This window comes from Microcoleus sp. EPA2 (assembly GCA_020882975.1).
GTDB lineage: Bacteria > Cyanobacteriota > Cyanobacteriia > Cyanobacteriales > Microcoleaceae > Microcoleus.
The window spans coordinates 27,538-45,150 of the sequence record JAHRFD010000036.1; the positions used below are offsets into that span (position 1 = coordinate 27,538).

At 45.5% G+C, this 17,613-nt stretch carries 15 protein-coding genes; 6 read left to right on the forward strand and 9 right to left on the reverse strand.

Annotated features, from left to right (window positions below; genetic code table 11):
- Nucleotides 1–117 precede the first annotated feature (117 nt).
- Nucleotides 118–1,605: a carotenoid oxygenase family protein gene (locus AAFP14_RS23180; RefSeq protein WP_341734546.1), complete on the reverse strand. Its 1,488-nt coding sequence runs from the start codon at nucleotides 1,603–1,605 to the stop codon at nucleotides 118–120.
- Nucleotides 1,606–1,763: 158 nt separating this feature from the next.
- Entirely contained in the window at nucleotides 1,764–3,218 is a 1,455-nt protein-coding gene (locus AAFP14_RS23185) for a folate/biopterin family MFS transporter (RefSeq protein ID WP_341734547.1), read from the reverse strand.
- Nucleotides 3,219–3,366: 148 nt separating this feature from the next.
- Between AAFP14_RS23185 and AAFP14_RS23190 the strand changes: the two genes are divergently transcribed.
- From AAFP14_RS23190 to AAFP14_RS23200, 3 genes are read left to right on the forward strand one after another with little or no spacing between them, the layout of a single operon-like run.
- Nucleotides 3,367–3,537, forward strand: coding sequence for a hypothetical protein (locus AAFP14_RS23190; protein WP_341734548.1), 171 nt, complete (start codon nucleotides 3,367–3,369; stop codon nucleotides 3,535–3,537).
- A 13-nt stretch (nucleotides 3,538–3,550) separates the two neighbouring features.
- The gene (locus AAFP14_RS23195) at nucleotides 3,551–4,012 is read left to right on the forward strand and encodes a cupin domain-containing protein (RefSeq protein WP_341734549.1); all 462 of its coding nucleotides are present in this window, start codon (nucleotides 3,551–3,553) and stop codon (nucleotides 4,010–4,012) included.
- A gap of 6 nt (nucleotides 4,013–4,018) precedes the next feature.
- Entirely contained in the window at nucleotides 4,019–4,654 is a 636-nt protein-coding gene (locus AAFP14_RS23200) for a class I SAM-dependent methyltransferase (RefSeq protein ID WP_341734550.1), read from the forward strand.
- A gap of 187 nt (nucleotides 4,655–4,841) precedes the next feature.
- Here AAFP14_RS23200 and AAFP14_RS23205 read toward each other — a convergent pair whose 3' ends face one another.
- The 7 genes from AAFP14_RS23205 to kdpA all read right to left on the reverse strand — a co-directional run bounded on the left by AAFP14_RS23205 (nucleotide 4,842) and on the right by kdpA (nucleotide 13,672).
- Complete coding sequence (locus AAFP14_RS23205) at nucleotides 4,842–5,288, reverse strand: hypothetical protein (protein WP_341734551.1); 447 nt, start codon at nucleotides 5,286–5,288, stop codon at nucleotides 4,842–4,844.
- A 373-nt stretch (nucleotides 5,289–5,661) separates the two neighbouring features.
- On the reverse strand, nucleotides 5,662–6,930 hold the full coding sequence (locus AAFP14_RS23210; protein WP_341734552.1) for a cation:proton antiporter: 1,269 nt from the start codon (nucleotides 6,928–6,930) through the stop codon (nucleotides 5,662–5,664).
- A 399-nt stretch (nucleotides 6,931–7,329) separates the two neighbouring features.
- Nucleotides 7,330–8,472 (reverse strand): sensor histidine kinase KdpD, encoded by a 1,143-nt coding sequence (locus AAFP14_RS23215; RefSeq protein ID WP_341734553.1) that lies wholly within the window; start codon nucleotides 8,470–8,472, stop codon nucleotides 7,330–7,332.
- A gap of 153 nt (nucleotides 8,473–8,625) precedes the next feature.
- The gene (gene kdpC, locus AAFP14_RS23220; protein ID WP_341734554.1) at nucleotides 8,626–9,249 is read right to left on the reverse strand and encodes a K(+)-transporting ATPase subunit C; all 624 of its coding nucleotides are present in this window, start codon (nucleotides 9,247–9,249) and stop codon (nucleotides 8,626–8,628) included.
- A 52-nt stretch (nucleotides 9,250–9,301) separates the two neighbouring features.
- Complete coding sequence (gene kdpF / locus AAFP14_RS23225; RefSeq protein ID WP_341734555.1) at nucleotides 9,302–9,571, reverse strand: K(+)-transporting ATPase subunit F; 270 nt, start codon at nucleotides 9,569–9,571, stop codon at nucleotides 9,302–9,304.
- 55 nt (nucleotides 9,572–9,626) lie between these two features.
- The gene (gene kdpB, locus AAFP14_RS23230) at nucleotides 9,627–11,723 is read right to left on the reverse strand and encodes a potassium-transporting ATPase subunit KdpB (protein WP_341734556.1); all 2,097 of its coding nucleotides are present in this window, start codon (nucleotides 11,721–11,723) and stop codon (nucleotides 9,627–9,629) included.
- A gap of 170 nt (nucleotides 11,724–11,893) precedes the next feature.
- Entirely contained in the window at nucleotides 11,894–13,672 is a 1,779-nt protein-coding gene (gene kdpA, locus AAFP14_RS23235) for a potassium-transporting ATPase subunit KdpA (protein WP_341734557.1), read from the reverse strand.
- Between the two features lie 254 nt (nucleotides 13,673–13,926).
- Here kdpA and AAFP14_RS23240 point away from each other — a divergent pair, with 254 nt between their 5' ends.
- The 3 genes from AAFP14_RS23240 to AAFP14_RS23250 all read left to right on the forward strand — a co-directional run.
- Complete coding sequence (locus AAFP14_RS23240) at nucleotides 13,927–15,027, forward strand: sensor histidine kinase (RefSeq protein WP_341734560.1); 1,101 nt, start codon at nucleotides 13,927–13,929, stop codon at nucleotides 15,025–15,027.
- On the forward strand, nucleotides 15,024–15,716 hold the full coding sequence (locus tag AAFP14_RS23245; protein ID WP_341734558.1) for a response regulator transcription factor: 693 nt from the start codon (nucleotides 15,024–15,026) through the stop codon (nucleotides 15,714–15,716). Before AAFP14_RS23240 ends, AAFP14_RS23245 begins: the two co-directional genes overlap by 4 nt.
- A gap of 353 nt (nucleotides 15,717–16,069) precedes the next feature.
- On the forward strand, nucleotides 16,070–17,613 hold a 1,544-nt coding region (locus AAFP14_RS23250; RefSeq protein ID WP_341734559.1), incomplete at its 3' end, for a DUF4347 domain-containing protein.

Consider the following 17,613-nt stretch of genomic DNA (forward strand, 5'->3'; position numbering starts at 1 on the left):
GAGTATTTTATATCATAAACCGGATTTTTTACCTGGTTGGATCGTAATAATATTAGCGATGTCTTGTTCAGACATCGCACTTTTCCTTGAGATTCCAGCGGACTGCTAACCTATGGTTTAAGGAAGAAATACATTTGATGTGAAACTTCCATGCAGACCGTAGGGAATATGATATTTTAAATGCAACCGCGCCACAGGCCCTTTCGCGATATCCCTAGCATCTAAAATTACTAAGGTCGATCGATGATTAGCAGCATCGTACATCAAAACCAGCAGCCAGCCATCATCCTCAGCCACAGCATCGGGACGCGCCACAAACACTGGTTCCCCAGCAAAACCGCGCGGTGCCGCACTCCAAAGTTGCCTTTCGCCAGTTAGGAAATCAAATTTGAGAATGGCTTGCAGAGGAGCATTGCCGGTGGGAGCATCGGCGGCACCAATGTAAAGATATCGGTAAGGCTGTCCGACATTATTTGGATGCAAGGTTGGAAATTCGCAGCACCGAGTTTCAACTACTTGATGCTCCACTGTTTCGGCTTGTAAATTCAGCTTGAAGCGCCACAATTCCCCGGCGGGAATGCTATCGAAATCTATCTCGCGAAAATCGCCATCTGGCTCGACGTTGGGGAATGATTCGTAGCATACTGAGTCTACAAAGACTTCGCCGTCTTCTTCCCAGGCGTTGCAGTGGTGGAAAACAAAACATGGTTCTGTTTCTAATATTTTCACTTTATCGGTGCCGTTGCGCGGAATTAAAATTGCTTGCGTCGGCTTGTTGGGTGAAAATTGAATGCACTGGGCCGCACTTCGGATTCCTAACACGAAAGGTATAGGATTGAAGCTGACGGGATTTTGGAAAAATATGCAGTAATTGGGGGTAATTACCATGTCGTGTAGGAAGGCAAAACCTGGTATTGCATGGGCGTGTTTTTGCAATAGTTTGCCACTTTCGTCGAGTTCGTAAATGGTAATTACGCTAGACAAACCTGGTTTGACAGAAAAGTTTATGAGTCTGTCTCCGGCTCCATTTTTGCCTTTTTCAATTCTGGGGTGAGCGGCGAAAGCTTCACCGGGCTGCAAGATGCCGTCTAGGGTATCTAAGCCGATGGTTTCTAAGGTGGAAGGGTCGAGTCTGTAGGGTTCTGCTGCTTCCCACAATGCTAATAGTTTTTCTCCCCAATAAATGATGTTGGTGTTGGCAATGTTTTTGATTTTGAGGTCAAATATATTACTTAGCCAACCTCCTGGTTTCTGGGTTCCGAAAACGCCTCGATGGAGGATTTTTCCGGCTGTTTTTTCTGCTAGATAGCCTTCGGTATGGATGAATCTGTTGCGGAAGTGGGCGCGCCCGTCGGAAATTGCGATCGCACAAACCATCCCATCGCCATCAAAGGGGTGGTGAATTTGTTCGCCGTTGATATCTAGCAAGCCTGGCCCATTGCGAAAGAATGTGCCTTGTAAGTCGGGGGGGATTTCACCTTCTATTTCGTCTATCCAGTAGTCGGATTCCTGACGCTGGGATTGGTAGCCTCGTTGCCAGTCGGTGCGATCGTATGATGAGGTTTTGGCTGTTGTTTTTAGTTGGGAAGTTTCTAGGTTTTGCATTGGTAGAATAAGCTTTTATTGATTTAACTACAAAGGGCGCAGAGAGTGAGTGAGGGGGTAGGCACGCACCATCCACTACCCCTATACAATTATCGTTTTCTTGAGAATGAAACCACCCTCTTCCTTGGGGGGTGACTTCTTCCTTCTTCCTTCTTCCTTCATTTGCTATCTGCGGTTCGGCTTTCTGAGATTACTGTTGGTACCAAGTCGGGAAAATATTCCGGCATGAAATGTTGTCCTGTTGGTTTGGTGCTTCCCATTTCCGCTTCTAATAATGGCAGTGTTTTTTGATTGTTTGGCTCGCCAGTTTCTGTGTTTTCAGCGGGTAGCCAGCTTAGGAATGGTAGGGGTAGAAGTGTGGACAGGTTGGTGATGAGGACTAGCAGCCAGAGATTGTCGAAATTGCGATCGGTAATTCCTAACCAGTGAGTCAAAACTGCACCACCTTCGTAGGACAAAAGTCCGGCTAAATTGGTGATGGACATCAGTAGTGCAAATAAAGTTGCTTCGACACCGGGGGGACACAATCGCGCGCACAATACCAGCACTGGCATATAAGCAATTTGCCCGATTACTGTTAAGATGAGGCTATCTCCGATGCTGAACCACTGGTCGTCAATTCCTAAAGCTCGGTTGGCGTGAGTTACTAATAGTAAACTTGTCAATCCCAAGACGGTGGCAATTACTGTTGACCAGCCGAAAATTACTCGAAATGGAATTGTTTTGAGAAATCGCTGAAACAGCCAGATACCGACAAGAGCCGCCAGACTGGTAACTAGGCGCACGCGGCCGAGAAATTCTGGTTGGAAGCCTAATTCGTTGGTGGTGAAAAAGAAGAACGCGGAGTCGGAACTTGGGGTTGCTTGCCACAGGAAAAGAAAGGCGGTTGGCAACCAAATTGTTTTTTGGCTAACAGCTTGTCGGAGTTGTTTCAATTGATTTTTTACTGTTTCAAAGTCGGTTTTTTTGTTGACTTTTTCTTCGCTAATTAACCAGGCTGTTGCTGAGACGATGAGTGGGAAACAGGCGGTGATTAAAAATATGGTGTGGGTGGAGAATTGTTGGAGTAGGGAACCGCTGAGGTAGGCGGTAATTAGTCCGCCGAGGGCTGATGCGCCCCAGGATAGGGATTGCAGGGAACCTGCATCGGTAAGGGATTCTTTTCGGGCTCTTTCGACTACTAGGGAGTCTGCGATGACGTCGCTGACGGCGAGGGAGAGGGAACTAAGGGCGATCGCCCCTGTAGCTGCTAAGGGTGTGTGTACTATTGTGGCTAGGGCCACCCATGCTGAGGTTCCCAACAGCCCGGAAAGGACGATGTAAGGCCGTCTGCGGTAGCCGAATATGGGCAACCCGTCCGACATGAAGCCGAATAGGGGTTTGATCATCCAAGGTAGGGCGACAACGCCCAGCATGGCTGAGACTTCCGCGGGGCTCATGCCGAGTTCGTCTTTGAGGAAGAAGCTGACGGCTAAGCGGGCTAGTCCGAGGATACCTTGGACGAAGTAAATCAGTAATATGGCTATGAGTTCGGGGGTTGGCTCATTCCCAAAGAATACTTTTTCTTTTAAAGATTCTTTGAGTTTGCTGACACCGGAGGAGGAAAGGAGCATTTGAGAAATATTTCTTAATGAATCTCAATATTTATAACACATTCTTAATGGGTTGGGGGAACTGTCGGAGGTAGGATGCCACAGTGGTGCGGTTCTGGCAAGTTGTATAAAATGATATTTATCTCGAATTAATGCGTGTTTTGTAATCATGAAAACAGAAATTAAAATTGTTTTTCTCACCGTGGCGGCGATGGTGGGGGGATGGGCTAATTTGGCTGTGGCTATACCTGTTGCTAACCAGCAAGGAGATTATCCAGTGCCACCTGCGAGACAACGAGGTAATAGGCAAGTCAAAAGAAAGAGATGTCACAAATACTGAAAGGAGTATTTTTATGATTGTGAATCCTGAAAATGTGCCGGATATTACAGGCTCTAAATATCCCCTGCAATTTCAATCTGCGGTGGCGGGAAGGGTGAAAAAACGTTTGGGCGATGCGGCTGGTTTGAAGAATTTTGGGGTGAATTTAGTGCGGCTTGCACCGGGTAGTTGTTCTGCTCTCAGACATTGGCATAGTTGTCAAGATGAGTTAATCTATGTTCTGGAAGGGGATGTTTATTTGGTGACTAATGCGGGGGAGAAAGTGCTAAAACCGGGTATGGCTGCGGGTTTTCCGGCTGGGGATGCTGATGGGCATCATTTAGTGAATCGCAGTAATTATGATGTTGTTTATCTGGAAATTGGCGATCGCACTTCTGGTGATTCGGCTCATTATCCTGATGATGACTTAATCGCGGAATCTAGTGGGAATGGTTGGATTTTTACGCGCAAAAATGGCGAAGTTTATGAGGAATAAAAAGAAATGAGTCAAGTCAATCTTTGGAGTTCTGCGGAACACGCTTTGTGGTATCTTGCTAAAGCTGATAGTATCCCCCACCGCACGGAAGGTGAAGCTGTACTTTTGGGGGAGGTTCCGCAAAATGTACGGCGGATTCTGGATATTGGTACGGGTGATGGGCGGTTGTTGGGTTTGCTTAAGTGCGATCGCCCGAATGTTGAATGTGTGGCGATCGACTTTTCGGCTACAATGTTGGCCAAAGTCAGAACTCGTTTTGCTGACGATCCAAAGGTGACAGTAATTGAACATAACCTGGATGATTCTCTGCCCGATTTGGGCAAGTTTGATGCAGTAGTTTCTAGTTTCGCAATTCACCACGTAGAGGACGATCGCAAACGTTCGCTTTATACCGAGATTTTCGAGCTTTTGGAACCCGGAGGCATTTTTTGCAATTTGGAACACGTAGCGTCGGCAACAGAGGCTTTACACCAGAAATTTCGAGAAGCGTTAGGTATTAGCGATTCGCCAGACGATCCATCTAATAAATTGCTGGATGTGGAAACGCAACTGCGCTGGTTGAGAGAAATTGGTTTTGACGATGCAGACTGTTATTGGAAGTGGCTGGAACTGGCTTTATTAGTTGGGGTGAAACCTGTTTAGCTGCGGCTAAGGACTGCATTGTCGTGTGCTTGAAAAATTGGAAATAGTCACAATTAGTAAGGTGCGTCAGATTTTTAAACCCTCAATAATCGTTCTATAAATTCACCTGACGCACCCTACAGCTTGACTTTAGTTAGTTGGGATGGAAGATATTGTCCGGTCGATCGCACATTGGGATCTTACCCAGTTAGATGGCTGTTTTAAGAGTTATTAACCAAACGATCGAATTAACAACAAACAAAAAGGTATAAAAAATATAGATTGATGGAGCGCAGATAGCTCTACCCAAAGAAGGCATTTTAAGTGTTTTCAAAAAACCGAGCGGGTGAACAAGACCTTCCGGTATAGAACGGGTATTAAAGCTTTCATCTAAGGCGCTTTCATTATTCAAGAATTGGGTAACTGCATCGGCTCTTTGTATGTGATAAAATTGCACCCTCCAGTAGGTCGCTTCTAAAAACCAGAAACCAAAAATTATAACGTATCCTAGGGGAACTAACGCATCTATTTTGCTGGCAAACACCCAACCAATCAACGCTACCCAAATGGTAATTGCCGCAGTTTTTAATTGAATCAAAATTGTATTAAAGTTAGCTATTTTTTTCTCTAGTTCCTCTGCTCCTTTTTGCAGCATTGCTAGCTGAAATTCAAATCGATCCATGTTTGATTCCGGGAACGTTTATATTAGAGTTATCCAATAAATTATAATCTTCTTTTCTTTCGGTGTCCTTAGAGAACTTCGCCTGACGCACCCTACAAGTCAATGTTATAGCAATTTTAAAAAAGAATGCAACAGTAGTCTTGTCCCTCCCCTTTATAAGGGGGGGTTAGGGGGGGTCCAAGATTGTTGCACGATTTTAGAGAAATGGTATTAGATTATATAGTAAGGTGCGCTACTCTCCCGAAATTCCCGATCGCCGTTAGAGAACTTCACCTAACGCACCCTACAAGTCGATTGTTGTGTGACAGTTGCGTCCAGGACTATTAAAGTCACGCACCCTAATAAATCAAATTAAATCCGGTACTTTAGGTTTAATTCGTCGCTCGTACCAGTTCATTAACGGGGTAGAACTAATTCCGTGTAAAATCACTGAAATTACGATAGTTGTAAAAGTAATCCAGGCAATTTGTTCTCCGAGTTCGCCTTTTAAACCTTTGCCAAAAGCATAGGTAAGATAATAGATAGAACCAACACCGCGAATGCCAAACCAACCGCACAGCCAGCGACTGGCGGGGTGCAAAGGACTGCCAATCGTACTGATCCAAGCTCCCAAGGGGCGAATCAAGAAAAATAACAATCCCGCCACTAACACCGAATCTGCTGCAAAAGCCCACATCGGTTTTAGGCGCAACAAAGAACCTAAAAGTAAAATAGTGGCTACTTCCATTAACTTTTCAATGCGCTCGGTAAATCGCAATTGGGAAAGCGGTTTTTCTGGGTCGCGGTAACTGCGCTGCACTACAATTCCTGATACAAAAACTGCTAGAAACCCGTAGCCGTTGACTACTTCGGTTAGAGAATAAGTGAGTAAAATTGTACTCAGGGCGATGAAATCTTCCATTAATTCATCGGCCGGTCTGTAGCGTTGCAATCTTTTATCGATCCAGGTGACAGCTTTAGCGACTAAAATGCCCATGACAATTCCAGCGGCAACTGCCCAGATTATATCAATTACTACCCACTGCGAAAACCAGTTCGGCCAATTACCATCTTTTAGTGAATAAATGCCAAAATAAACAAAGGGAAAAGAGAGAGCATCGTTCAAGCCACCTTCGGAGGTTAAACCAAAGCGCAATTCATCTCGATCGTCTAAATGTGCTAACTGAACTTCGGAGGCTAAAACTGGATCGGTAGGAGCGAGAATTGCTCCCAATAAAATCGCCACACCCCAATCTAAATTCAAAAAGAAGTGACCGACTGCTGCTATACTAAAAATCGAAATAGGCATTAAAAAACCGATCAGGCGCGCTGTGGAATTCCAAGCCCAAAGTTGCAGGGGGCGGTTCATTTTTAGGCCGCAACTGAAGAGAGAAACAATCACTACAAATTCTGTGAGTCTTTCTAAAAATTGAGCATCAGGGCGCAATTCAATCAATTTGACACCGTAGGGACCCAATCCGATGCCCACTAACAGGTAAATTAAGGCATAAGACAGTGGCAATCGGGAAATCCATCCTGAACCTAATGTCACAATCAGCAGGAGGATGCCAATAACTAGCAAGTTGAGAATGTAATTATCCACCATAGCGATCGCACTTTTAATCAGGCGTGACAACTGCGATCGTGACAGATCAAAGCTTCTGGTACATCCGCCGAAAGCTAGAGTCTGCTATCCTCCGAAAGTTATATCTATTTGTTATTTGTTATTTGTTACTTGTAACAACTGACTAATGACTAATGACTAATGACTACTGACTAATGACTACTGACTAATGACTACTGACTAATGACTACTGACTAATGACTAATGACTACTGACTAATGACTACTGACTAATGACTACTGACTAATGACTACTGACTACTGACTACTGACTACTGACTACTGACTACTGACTAATGACTAATGACTACTGACTACTGACTACTGACTACTGACTAATGACTACTGACTACTGACTACTGACTACTGACTAATGACTAATGACTAATGACTAATGACTACTGACTAATGACTACTGACTTTTTTCAGTAGCGATGATGTGCAAATCTACGTGTTTGAGCGATCGCACTAATTGCTGAGTCAAAGAACCCCGCAACAACAACTTCCAGCGAGATTGCTGGCTTTCACCAATCACAATTTGAGTAATGCGATACTGTTTAGCTACATCAGAAATTGCTTTTGCTATATTCTGACTCTGCACCCGCAGAAATTGCCCGTTAAATTCTTGGCAAAGTTTCTGGCAGGTTTCAATATGTAAGCTTTCGGATTTTGTTAAAAAGCGATCGGGGTTCTCCACAAATAAAGCATAAAATGGTGCATTCATGTAGCTAGAAATTCTCCCACCCCGTCGGAGAAGTTGCAAAGAATTTGGATAAGTGGAAACGCATACTAAAACTCGTTCGTGAATGTTACAAGATTGACCTTTTAAAGTTAGTGCCTCATCTTCAACGTTGTCTGCGACTTCTCGTAATGCTAGTTCTCGTAATGCAATTAAATGACGACGCTGAAAAAAGTTTTTTAAAGATTGTTCAATTTTTTCGGGAGCATAGATTTTACCTTCTAGTAACCTTTCTTCTAAGGTTTCTGGTGTCACGTCAACCACGAGTATTTCGTCAGCTTCTTCCAGAATGCGATCGGGTACTCGTTCTCGCACGACAACTCCGGTAATTCGCGCTACTAAATCGTTGAGACTTTCTATGTGCTGAATGTTGAGAGTGGAGTAAACATCAATGCCAGCATTCAGTATTTCTTCGACATCTTGATAGCGCTTTTCTCTGAGAGAACCGGGAATATTTGTATGAGCCAGTTCATCAATTAATGCTAGTTGAGGGAGGCGCGCGATCACAGCTTCTGTATCCATTTCAGTCAGAGTTATTTCGCCTCGCAGCATTTTTTTTCGTGGGACTATTTCTAGTCCCTCAGCTTTGGCTGCTGTCTCTTTTCTGCCGTGAGTTTCTAACAATCCAACAACTACATCAATGCCTTCTGATTTGATTGTGTGTCCTTCTTCTAGCATTCGGAAAGTTTTGCCAACACCGGGGGCCATCCCGATAAAGATTTTGTGCTTTCCCCGACGGCGTGTGCGATCGTAAGTGCGATTTGGTTGGGCGTAAACTGCGTCGGGGTTATTTTCGAGTTCGCTAGAGTGAATCATAGCTAAATAGTCAGTTGATAATTGACAGTGGGTAGTTGGTAGTTGGTATTTGCTAGTTGCTAGTTGTCAGTTGTCAGTTGTCAGTTGCTAATTGTCAGTTGCTAGTTGTCACTTGCTAAAAACAACAAACAACAAATAACCAATAACAAATAACTATTTTAAACCATCTAAAGCTAGATTGAGCTTGAGGACATTAACTCCGGGTTCACCAAAAATGCCGAGAAATCTGCCGTCTGTATTTTTGGAGATCAGAATTTCGACTTGATTGGGATTGAGCGATCGCACTTTTGCTATCCGTTGAACTTGCGCTCTAGCCGCCTCTTCGCTAAGATGAGGGTCGAGGCTAGAACCAGAAGTATACACTAAATCAGCCGTAGGTGTGATGCCAGCTTTGTTGAGACGATCGATTTCAAATTGAATTCCCTGAAAACCATCTTTCTCATTACCTCTTTTCAGCAAATCTGAGTTACTGGGACCGATATTACTAGCTCCAGAAACACCTGTTCTTTGACTTAAATTCTCGGCTTTCGTCGGATCGTAATCTGGGAAAATGCTGTAATTTGTGGTGCTGGGACGGCTCAAAAAATATTTTTCCGATGTGAAATTCTGACCGATTAAAGAGGAGCCAAGTACAACTCCTTGCTTAGTAATTAAGCTACCATTTGCCTGGTAATTGAAAGCAATTTGACCGATGGCTAGCAAAATCAAGGGATAAACAATGGCTGTAATTCCCCACAGGACTAAAGTCACGCGAATTGCTCTGATTATTTCTCTCATATTGTTGATTTGGGTGTTGTGAAAAAGTTAATTTTGGGTAGTCCAGCTTCAGCTAAAATCTTTCCGGCTGAAATATGACCACTAACAGGTAAATAGAAAGCGCGATAATCACCAAACCAAGCAGACTTAAACCCCAGACAGCTTTGCGGGTTAAATCTTCGCCAGAAGCTGCATAAACAGCGGGCGCAATGATGGCATTGAAACACATTACTAGAAATAGCTGCACCGGGATTGGATGACGCTGCCACAGGGTTTGTGCTAACTCAATAATTGCTTGAAAATCCGGGGGCAAAACATCATTCAGCCAATTATTACGTTTCATGAATCCTCCTAGTTTTGGGAATGAGTATCTTTGTTGATCTGTTGCCGAACTTGTTCTATGCTAAGCCAACGGCTGCAATGAAAATATCGATAATTTTGATGGCAATAAATGGCGCGATCGCCCCGCCAAAGCCGTAGATTAAAATGTTCCGCTGCAAAAGTTGATTGGCCGTTAAGGGGCGAAATTTTACCCCGGTTAACGCTAGGGGAATCAAAGCGGGAATAATCAAAGCATTGTAAACTAATGCCGATAATACTGCCGATTGACCGCTAGCTAAACCCATCACGTTCAAAGCGCCAACGGGGGCAAACATTGCGGGAATAATGGCAAAATATTTCGCGATATCGTTGGCTAGGGAAAATGTAGTCAGCGCACCGCGTGTAATCAGTAATTGTTTGCCGATTGTCACTAAATCAATCAATTTTGTGGGGTCGGAATCTAGGTCTACCATGTTGGCAGCTTCTTTCGCGGCTTGGGTTCCCGAATTCATTGCTAAGCCTACGTTTGCTTGGGCTAGGGCGGGTGCGTCGTTGGTTCCGTCCCCGGTCATTGCTACTAATTTACCTTGGGCTTGTTGCTTGCGAATTACTTCGATTTTGTCCTCTGGAGTTGCTTCGGCGATGAAGTCGTCAACGCCGGCTTCATCGGCAATTACTGATGCTGTAATTCGGTTGTCTCCGGTGAGCATAATTGTGCGGATGCCCATTTTTCTGAGTTGGTCAAATCGATCGCGAATTCCCGGTTTAATCACATCTTTTAAATAAATAATGCCGTAGATATCGCTGCCTTGACAAACTCCTAAAGGTGTGCCTCCCAGCCGGGAAACTCGCTCGTAAGCTTCATCGAGATCGGGGCCGATGTTACCACCGCGCGATCGCACAAAACCCTTCACCGCATCCACCGCACCCTTGCGAACCTCCGTACCATCGGGCAAATCCGTGCCAGACATCCGCGTTTTTGCCGAAAATTCCAGCCCGGTGGCGTTAGCGCGATCGAAAGTTGCTGTAGCGCCCAATTTTTCCGACAAACGGACGATCGACTTTCCCTCCGGTGTCTCATCAAACACGCTTGCAGCCAGCGCTACAGCAGCCACATCCTCCAGCGAGTGACCGTTTACCGGAATGAACTCCTCCGCTAAACGGTTGCCCAGGGTGATTGTCCCCGTTTTGTCCAAAATCAGCGTATTCACGTCGCCACAAGCCTCCACGGCGCGTCCAGAGGTCGCTACGACGTTAAATTGAGCCACGCGATCCATCCCCGCAATCCCGATCGCACTCAGCAAACCGCCGATCGTGGTTGGAATCAGCGCCACCAGCAGCGAAATCAGCGTCACCACACCCACCGGAGTTTTCACGTAAGTTCCCACCGGCGGAATCGTAGACACCACAATCAAAAACACCAGAGTCAGCACCGCCAGCAACACCGTCAGCGCGATCTCATTCGGTGTTTTCGTGCGTTCAGCGCCCTCCACCAGCGCGATCATCCTGTCCAAAAACCCCTTACCGGGGTCGGCCATCACCCGCAGCGTCAGTTCGTCGGAAAGAATGCGCGTCCCCCCCGTAACGGAACTGGCGATGTCCGAACCCGGTTCCTTGAGCACCGGGGCGGATTCCCCGGTGATTGCAGATTCGTCTACAGAGGCGACACCCGCGATTACTTCGCCGTCAGCGGGAATGATATCGCCTGCGATTACTTTAATTTGATCGCCGCGTCTGAGGGATGTGGAGCTCACTTCCTGCAATGAACCGTCTGGTAAGAGTTTGCGGGCGATGGTGTCGGCTTTGGTCGATCGCAGTGCGTCTGCTTGGGCTTTGCCGCGCCCTTCTGCTACGGCTTCGGCAAAATTTGCAAACACCAAAGTGAAGAACAAAATTAACGTGACTAAACCGTTGAAAACGACTTGATTTTTACCGGGAACCGGGCCGAATAAGGTCGGATCGATGGTTAATAATGCAGTCACAATTGTGCCTACCCACACCACAAACATCACCGGATTTTTCAACATTACCCGTGGATATAGCTTGATGAAAGCTTGTTTGAATGCTCTTTGGTAAAGGCCTTTGGTATTTGCTTTGGGTGTATGTCGGCGGGATTCGCGAGAACCTCTGGAACGGGGATTTTTTGGAGAATTGGTGCTATTGGAAGAAGCCATATCGATTGGGGATTTTAAATTTTGGATTTTAGATTTGGGATTTGGGATTTGGGATTTGGGATTTTAGGATTGGGGATTGGGGATTGCGGATTGTGGCCTTTACCACCAGATTCCGATCCCCCCCAGCCCCCCTTAAAAAGGGGGGAGCATGACCATCAAAGTCCCCCTTTTTAAGGGGGATTTAGGGGGATCGAAGGCTTTCCTAAAGGTGAAGGATTGATGTCTGCTGGTACTGTGGTCGGTGCGGGTTCAAATTTGCCACTGCTAATTTCATATCCTTCGGCAATTGGTCCTAAAGCTAGCACTGGGAAAAAGGTTAATGCGCCTAGAATTAAGATTACTCCAGCGGTGACGCTGGTGAATAACACTGAGTCGGTTCTGAGAGTTCCTGTTGTTTCTGGTACTGGTTGTTTGTTGGTCATGCTGTCTGCTAACAGCAGCAGTGCCACAATCGGAACATAGCGCCCTAAGAGCATACTAAAACAGGTGGTTAAATTCCACCAGATTCCGGTAGCTGCTGGTTGAGAGTCTGCCAATCCTTCAAAACCTGAACCGTTGTTGGCGGCGGCCGAAGCGTATTCGTACATCACCTGGGAAATGCCGTGAAATCCGGGATTACTGATGCCGCTTAAGCTGTTGGGAAATGCCAGGGTAATTGCGCCGGGAATTAAAACGGCGATGGGATGAATTAACAGCACAACGCTGGCTAAAACTATTTCCGGCTTTTCTATCTTTCTGCCTAAAAATTCTGGGGTTCTTCCCACCATTAATCCGGTGAGAAACACACTCAAAATTAAGTAGATAAATAGGTAAGCTGTTCCCGTTCCTTGTCCGCCCCAAACGATTTGGAGAAACAAGTTAAATAAAGTAGCAAAACTGCCGGGAGGCATTAAAGAATCGTGCATTCCGTTGACCGCACCGCACATTGTGCCTGTTGTAGTCACTGCCCAAAGGGCGGTTTGGGCCCAGCCAAATCTAATTTCTTTTCCTTCTAAATTTGGCTGCACTGAGCCTAGTAATTTGTTGATAAGAGGATTGCCTTGGAATTCGCCTACTGCTGCAATGCCAATCAAGACAACGTAGATGCTAAAAACCATCCAAAAAATTAGCCAGCCTTGTTTTTTGTTATTGGCAAATATGCCGTAAGTATGAATTAGTGCTGCCGGAATTGAAACCATGGCTATGGTTTCCAGCAGGTTAGTAAAAGGGTTGGGGTTTTCATAGGGGTGAGCCGAGTTAATGGCAAAGAATCCGCCGCCATTTTCTCCTAGTTGTTTGATGCTTTCAAAATGAGCAACTGGGCCGCGGGCTATTACTTGGGTGCTGCCTTCTAAGGTGGTGGCAACTGCTGGACCTGCTAGGGTTTCTGGTACGCCATTAATTAGTAGAAGCAAGCCAAGTATTAACGAAAGTGGTAGCAAAATACGGGTGATAGATTGAATTAAATCGATGTAAAAGTTGCCTAGTCCCCTACCTGTTAATCCTCGAATAAATGCAATGCCTACTGCTAAACCTGTGGCGGCTGACGTGAACATTAAAAAGCCTAGAGTTAACTGGGATAGGTAAGTAAATGTTGTCTCGCCGGAGTAATGCTGTTGGTCGGTATTGGTGAGGAATGAAATAGTTGTGTGCAGGGCGGTATCCCAGGTTGGTGTACCTAAGCCGGTAGGATTTAAAGGGAGCAATCCTTGAAGCATGAAAATGAGGAAAACAAATATGCCCATGGCGATATTGCTGTAGAATACCGATCGCGCATATTGCCAACCTGTCATTGAATCTGCCAAGCGAATATTGCCAGCTTGATAGATGAGTTGTTCTAGGGGTTTAGCGGCGCGATCGAGGATGGTTGCTTCTCCCATGTATACTCGTGCCATGTAATTGCCAAAAATCGGGGCGATCGCTACTACTATGATTAGCGTTAAGGCGATTTGAATTAATCCTTCAATCATAAGGGAGTCAATACTTTCTTAAAAATGCAGTCTACTTTTAACAATCAATATACTTGAAGTTAGGGTGGTTGATAATCAACCCCCAGGTATAAGTTGCTGTTTACCAATTATGTATAACTGCTATATATTTTAGTAGGAAACCAATGTTTAGATTTTTTAAACTACCTATACTTAGAGATATATTTTGGATCTCAACGCGGGCTATTTGCGTCAAAATTAATGAAATATACCGATAAAATATGGATTAATTAATGATGTTAAAAAAAATATTTAAAATCAAGGAAAACTTGGCTCTGGGAGAGAAATATTGGCGGGGGCGATGGTCGATCGCTATTTTATTTACCATTGTGGTAGCACTAGAATTTAGCACGCCTTCGGAATATTTATTTGGATATTTATATACTGGACCGATTTTAATGGCAAACTCGCGCCTGAGTCGGTTGGGTAAGTTGCAAATTACCCTGGTAGCGGCGCTATTGACTCTGTTGAATTTGGTTCTTCCTTATGGAGAAAAGATCGCCCTAGCAACTGTAGCAAATAGGGCGATCGCCGTCATGGCTTTGGGGGTGACAGGCTATTTGAGCGATCGCAATCAGCAGTACGAAGAGGCGATCGCCCTTACCAAAGCGCAATTGCAGTCGCAGCAACAATTAGCTAGCATCCGAGAAGATTTTGTCTCTACTTTGAGTCATGATTTAAAAACGCCGATGCTGGGGGCTATCGAGACTATTAAAGCTTTTAAACAGGCCAAATTTGGCGATGTGACTTCTACTCAGCAAAAAGTTTTGGAAACCATGACGCGATCGCACAAAATGACTTTACAATTAGTAGAAACCATGCTGGATGTTTACCGCAACGATACTGAAGGTTTAAAACTACAGCTTGCTCCGGTAAATTTAGTAACTTTAGCAGAAGAAGTAATTGCCACTCTCATCGATTTATCGGCGGCGCGTCGAGTTTACATTAATATTAGTTACGGAGAATCAGATTTTCGTCGCTCTTTGTGGGTAAAAGGCGATGCAGTACAACTTCAGCGCGTTTTTGTGAATTTATTGACCAATGGGATCAATCATTCCCCTCGTGGTGGTAAAGTAGAAGTGGTGATGGAATTTTATTCAAGTTATCAGATCGTGAAAGTTATTGATAGCGGGTTGGGAATTACCGCAGAGGAACTGCCGCACTTGTTCGAGCGTTTTTATCAAGGAAATGGCGATCGGCAAGCTAAAGGAGCGGGATTGGGGTTATACTTATCTCGCCAAATTATTGACGCCCACGGAGGTATAATTTGGGCAGAAAATAAATTGCCTCACGGTGCTTTATTTGGATTCCGACTCCCTGCGATCCCAGAGAAATGAAACCAGCTTATCCCTTGCGAATTCTGTTAGTTGAAGATGACGAACTGTTTCGTTTAGGGCTGCAAACCAGATTGCAGCAAGAAAATTGCTTGCAAGTAATTGCGGAAGCCGAAGATGGCGAAACAGCGGTAGAATTGACTCAGGAACACTTACCGGATGTGGTGGTTCTCGATGTGGGTTTGCCGGGAATTGGTGGCATTGAAGCTTGTCGCCAAATTAAACAACGACATCCAGCAATTCCAGTTTTAATTTTAACATCTCATTCTCAAAAATCCTTAATTGAAAGATTGATTGCAGCGGGGGCTCAGGGCTATTGTCTCAAGGGAATTGCGGCGGAAACTTTGGTGTTAGCAATTCGCTCGGTAGCGGCGGGTGCTTCCTGGTGGGATCGGGCCGCCACTGCGGAAATTAGGGCGGTTTTTGCTAATCCTGAACCTGTTAAAAATAGCCCTAAATCGGAAGTTTTGGAAAATCCGCTGACGAAGCGAGAACAGGAAATTTTAGCTTTAGTGGCGGGGGGTAAAAGCAATCAGGAAATTGCTCAAATATTGTATATTGCTCCAGGGACTGTGCGGGTTCACGTTCATGCGATTTTGCAAAAGTTGGAAGTGCGCGATCGCACTCAAGCTGCTGTACTTGCGATTCAGAAGGGATTGGTAGCAGAAGAACTTTTAGCGATGGAACCTTAAAATGGCGAGTTGGGTAAGGTAGTTTTGGGTTGTTGAAATAAATAAATTACTTGCTCAACTAGCAGCTACAAAATCCATCTGTTGCAGCTTCATAAAACATCACGATTATACCTGTCTCAAAAAGACCGTCAATAACAAGCTTTCCAGTCGGTTTCACATTGCCAGAAACTCCATAACAACTATGATGCCTGTTCCACATTGTCAGACTGTCAATCACAGGCTTTCCGGCCTGTTCCAGATTAATTATGAAGATGTCTCTTATTTACCGTTGATGTTGATAGTTTACTGATGACAGTAACCCTAGAAATTTGCTAAGTTTGGCAGGCATTAATTCAGTATTTTCATCTACCTTTATGTCTATTATGCCAGACAGTATTAGTTTAGTTGCCACGACGATCGCCTTTATCGACAGTGCCCTGGACGATCGCCAAACTCTTCACAACGGTATCGCACCGGGGACAGAAGTAATTAGCCTCAATCGAGTACGGAATGGGGTAGAACAAATTACTAAAGCACTAGCAAGTCGCAGTGGTATTACCAGCATTCACATCATCTCCCACGGTAGCCCTGGTAGTTTGCAGCTAGGGGCAACTAAATTAAGCTTGACAAATTTAAAAAGCTATGCTAAGCAATTGCAGCAGTGGTCAACAGCCCTGGTAGAAAATGCAGAGATTTTGCTGTACGGGTGCGAGGTAGCGGCGGGCGAGGCGGGCGCTAACTTCGTGCAGCAAATCAGTCTGTTAACCAAGGCAAAAATTGCGGCTTCTAGCACGCCTGTAGGCAGCGCAGCCTTGGGCGGAGACTGGGAACTAGATTATACAACGGGGTCGGTGTCTTCTGGGTTGGCGATCGACCCAGCCACCAGAACGGCTTATCAATTTACCTTCCCCCAAACCCTCTACGACGGCACAAACTATCCACCACCAGCAACAACACCAGGCATCGGGACAGCAGCCGGTACTCAATTACCTTACGGACAAGTTCCTCTGCCTCCCCCAGCCGGTTCAGGTCTCATACCGGCTGGTGCCTTCTCGCCCAACACGGGTATTGATACTTCTACCGTGAATACCCCTGCTAGCAATGCAGGCTATGCAGGCTATACCAACTACCGATACACTCCTACTCCTGCGCCAGGAACATTTGCTCAACTCAATGCAAGTTTCCCCGCACTCGATCGCACCAACGGCTATAGCGTGTCTTTCAACGTTGCAGTGACGGCGGAAACCAGTAATAGTGACGATCGCGCCGGTTTCAGTATCATCGCCATTAGCAGCGACGCTCAAAATGGCATTGAACTCGGTTTCACCAACCGTAACCTAGGCACCAACGGAGGCATTTTTGCTCAAAACGGCGGTACAGCAGCATCAGTTCCCGCCCTGTTTACTCGCGGGGTAAATGCGAATCTTAACATCAGCACTGCTACCGACTACAAACTGGTAGTTCAAGGCAGCACTTACACCTTGTTTGCCGGTGGTGTAGCAATACCAAGCCTGACGAATCAGCCGCTGCGGAACTATACGGCATTTAATCCAACAACCAGCCAGCCAGCTTTACCCTACAATCCTTACACGCAGCCAAGCTTTTTATTTTTCGGCGACGCCACGGATCAAGCAAGTGCCACTTTTACTCTCGGCAACATCTCGGTTAATAACTTCCCGGTGGCAAATCCTGACACCTATATTACCCTGCACGATAAAGTTCTCAACGGACTTCCATCCGTCTTAAGCAACGACACCGACGCCAATAGCGACCCGCGGAGTGCTAGTTTACTCACAGGCCCGACTAACGGTACGATCGCCTTTAATCCCTCCGGTGAGTTCACTTACACCCCCAAGGCAGGCTTTGTCGGAATTGATACCTTCACCTACAGTGTGAGCGACGGGGCAGCCACAGTCCC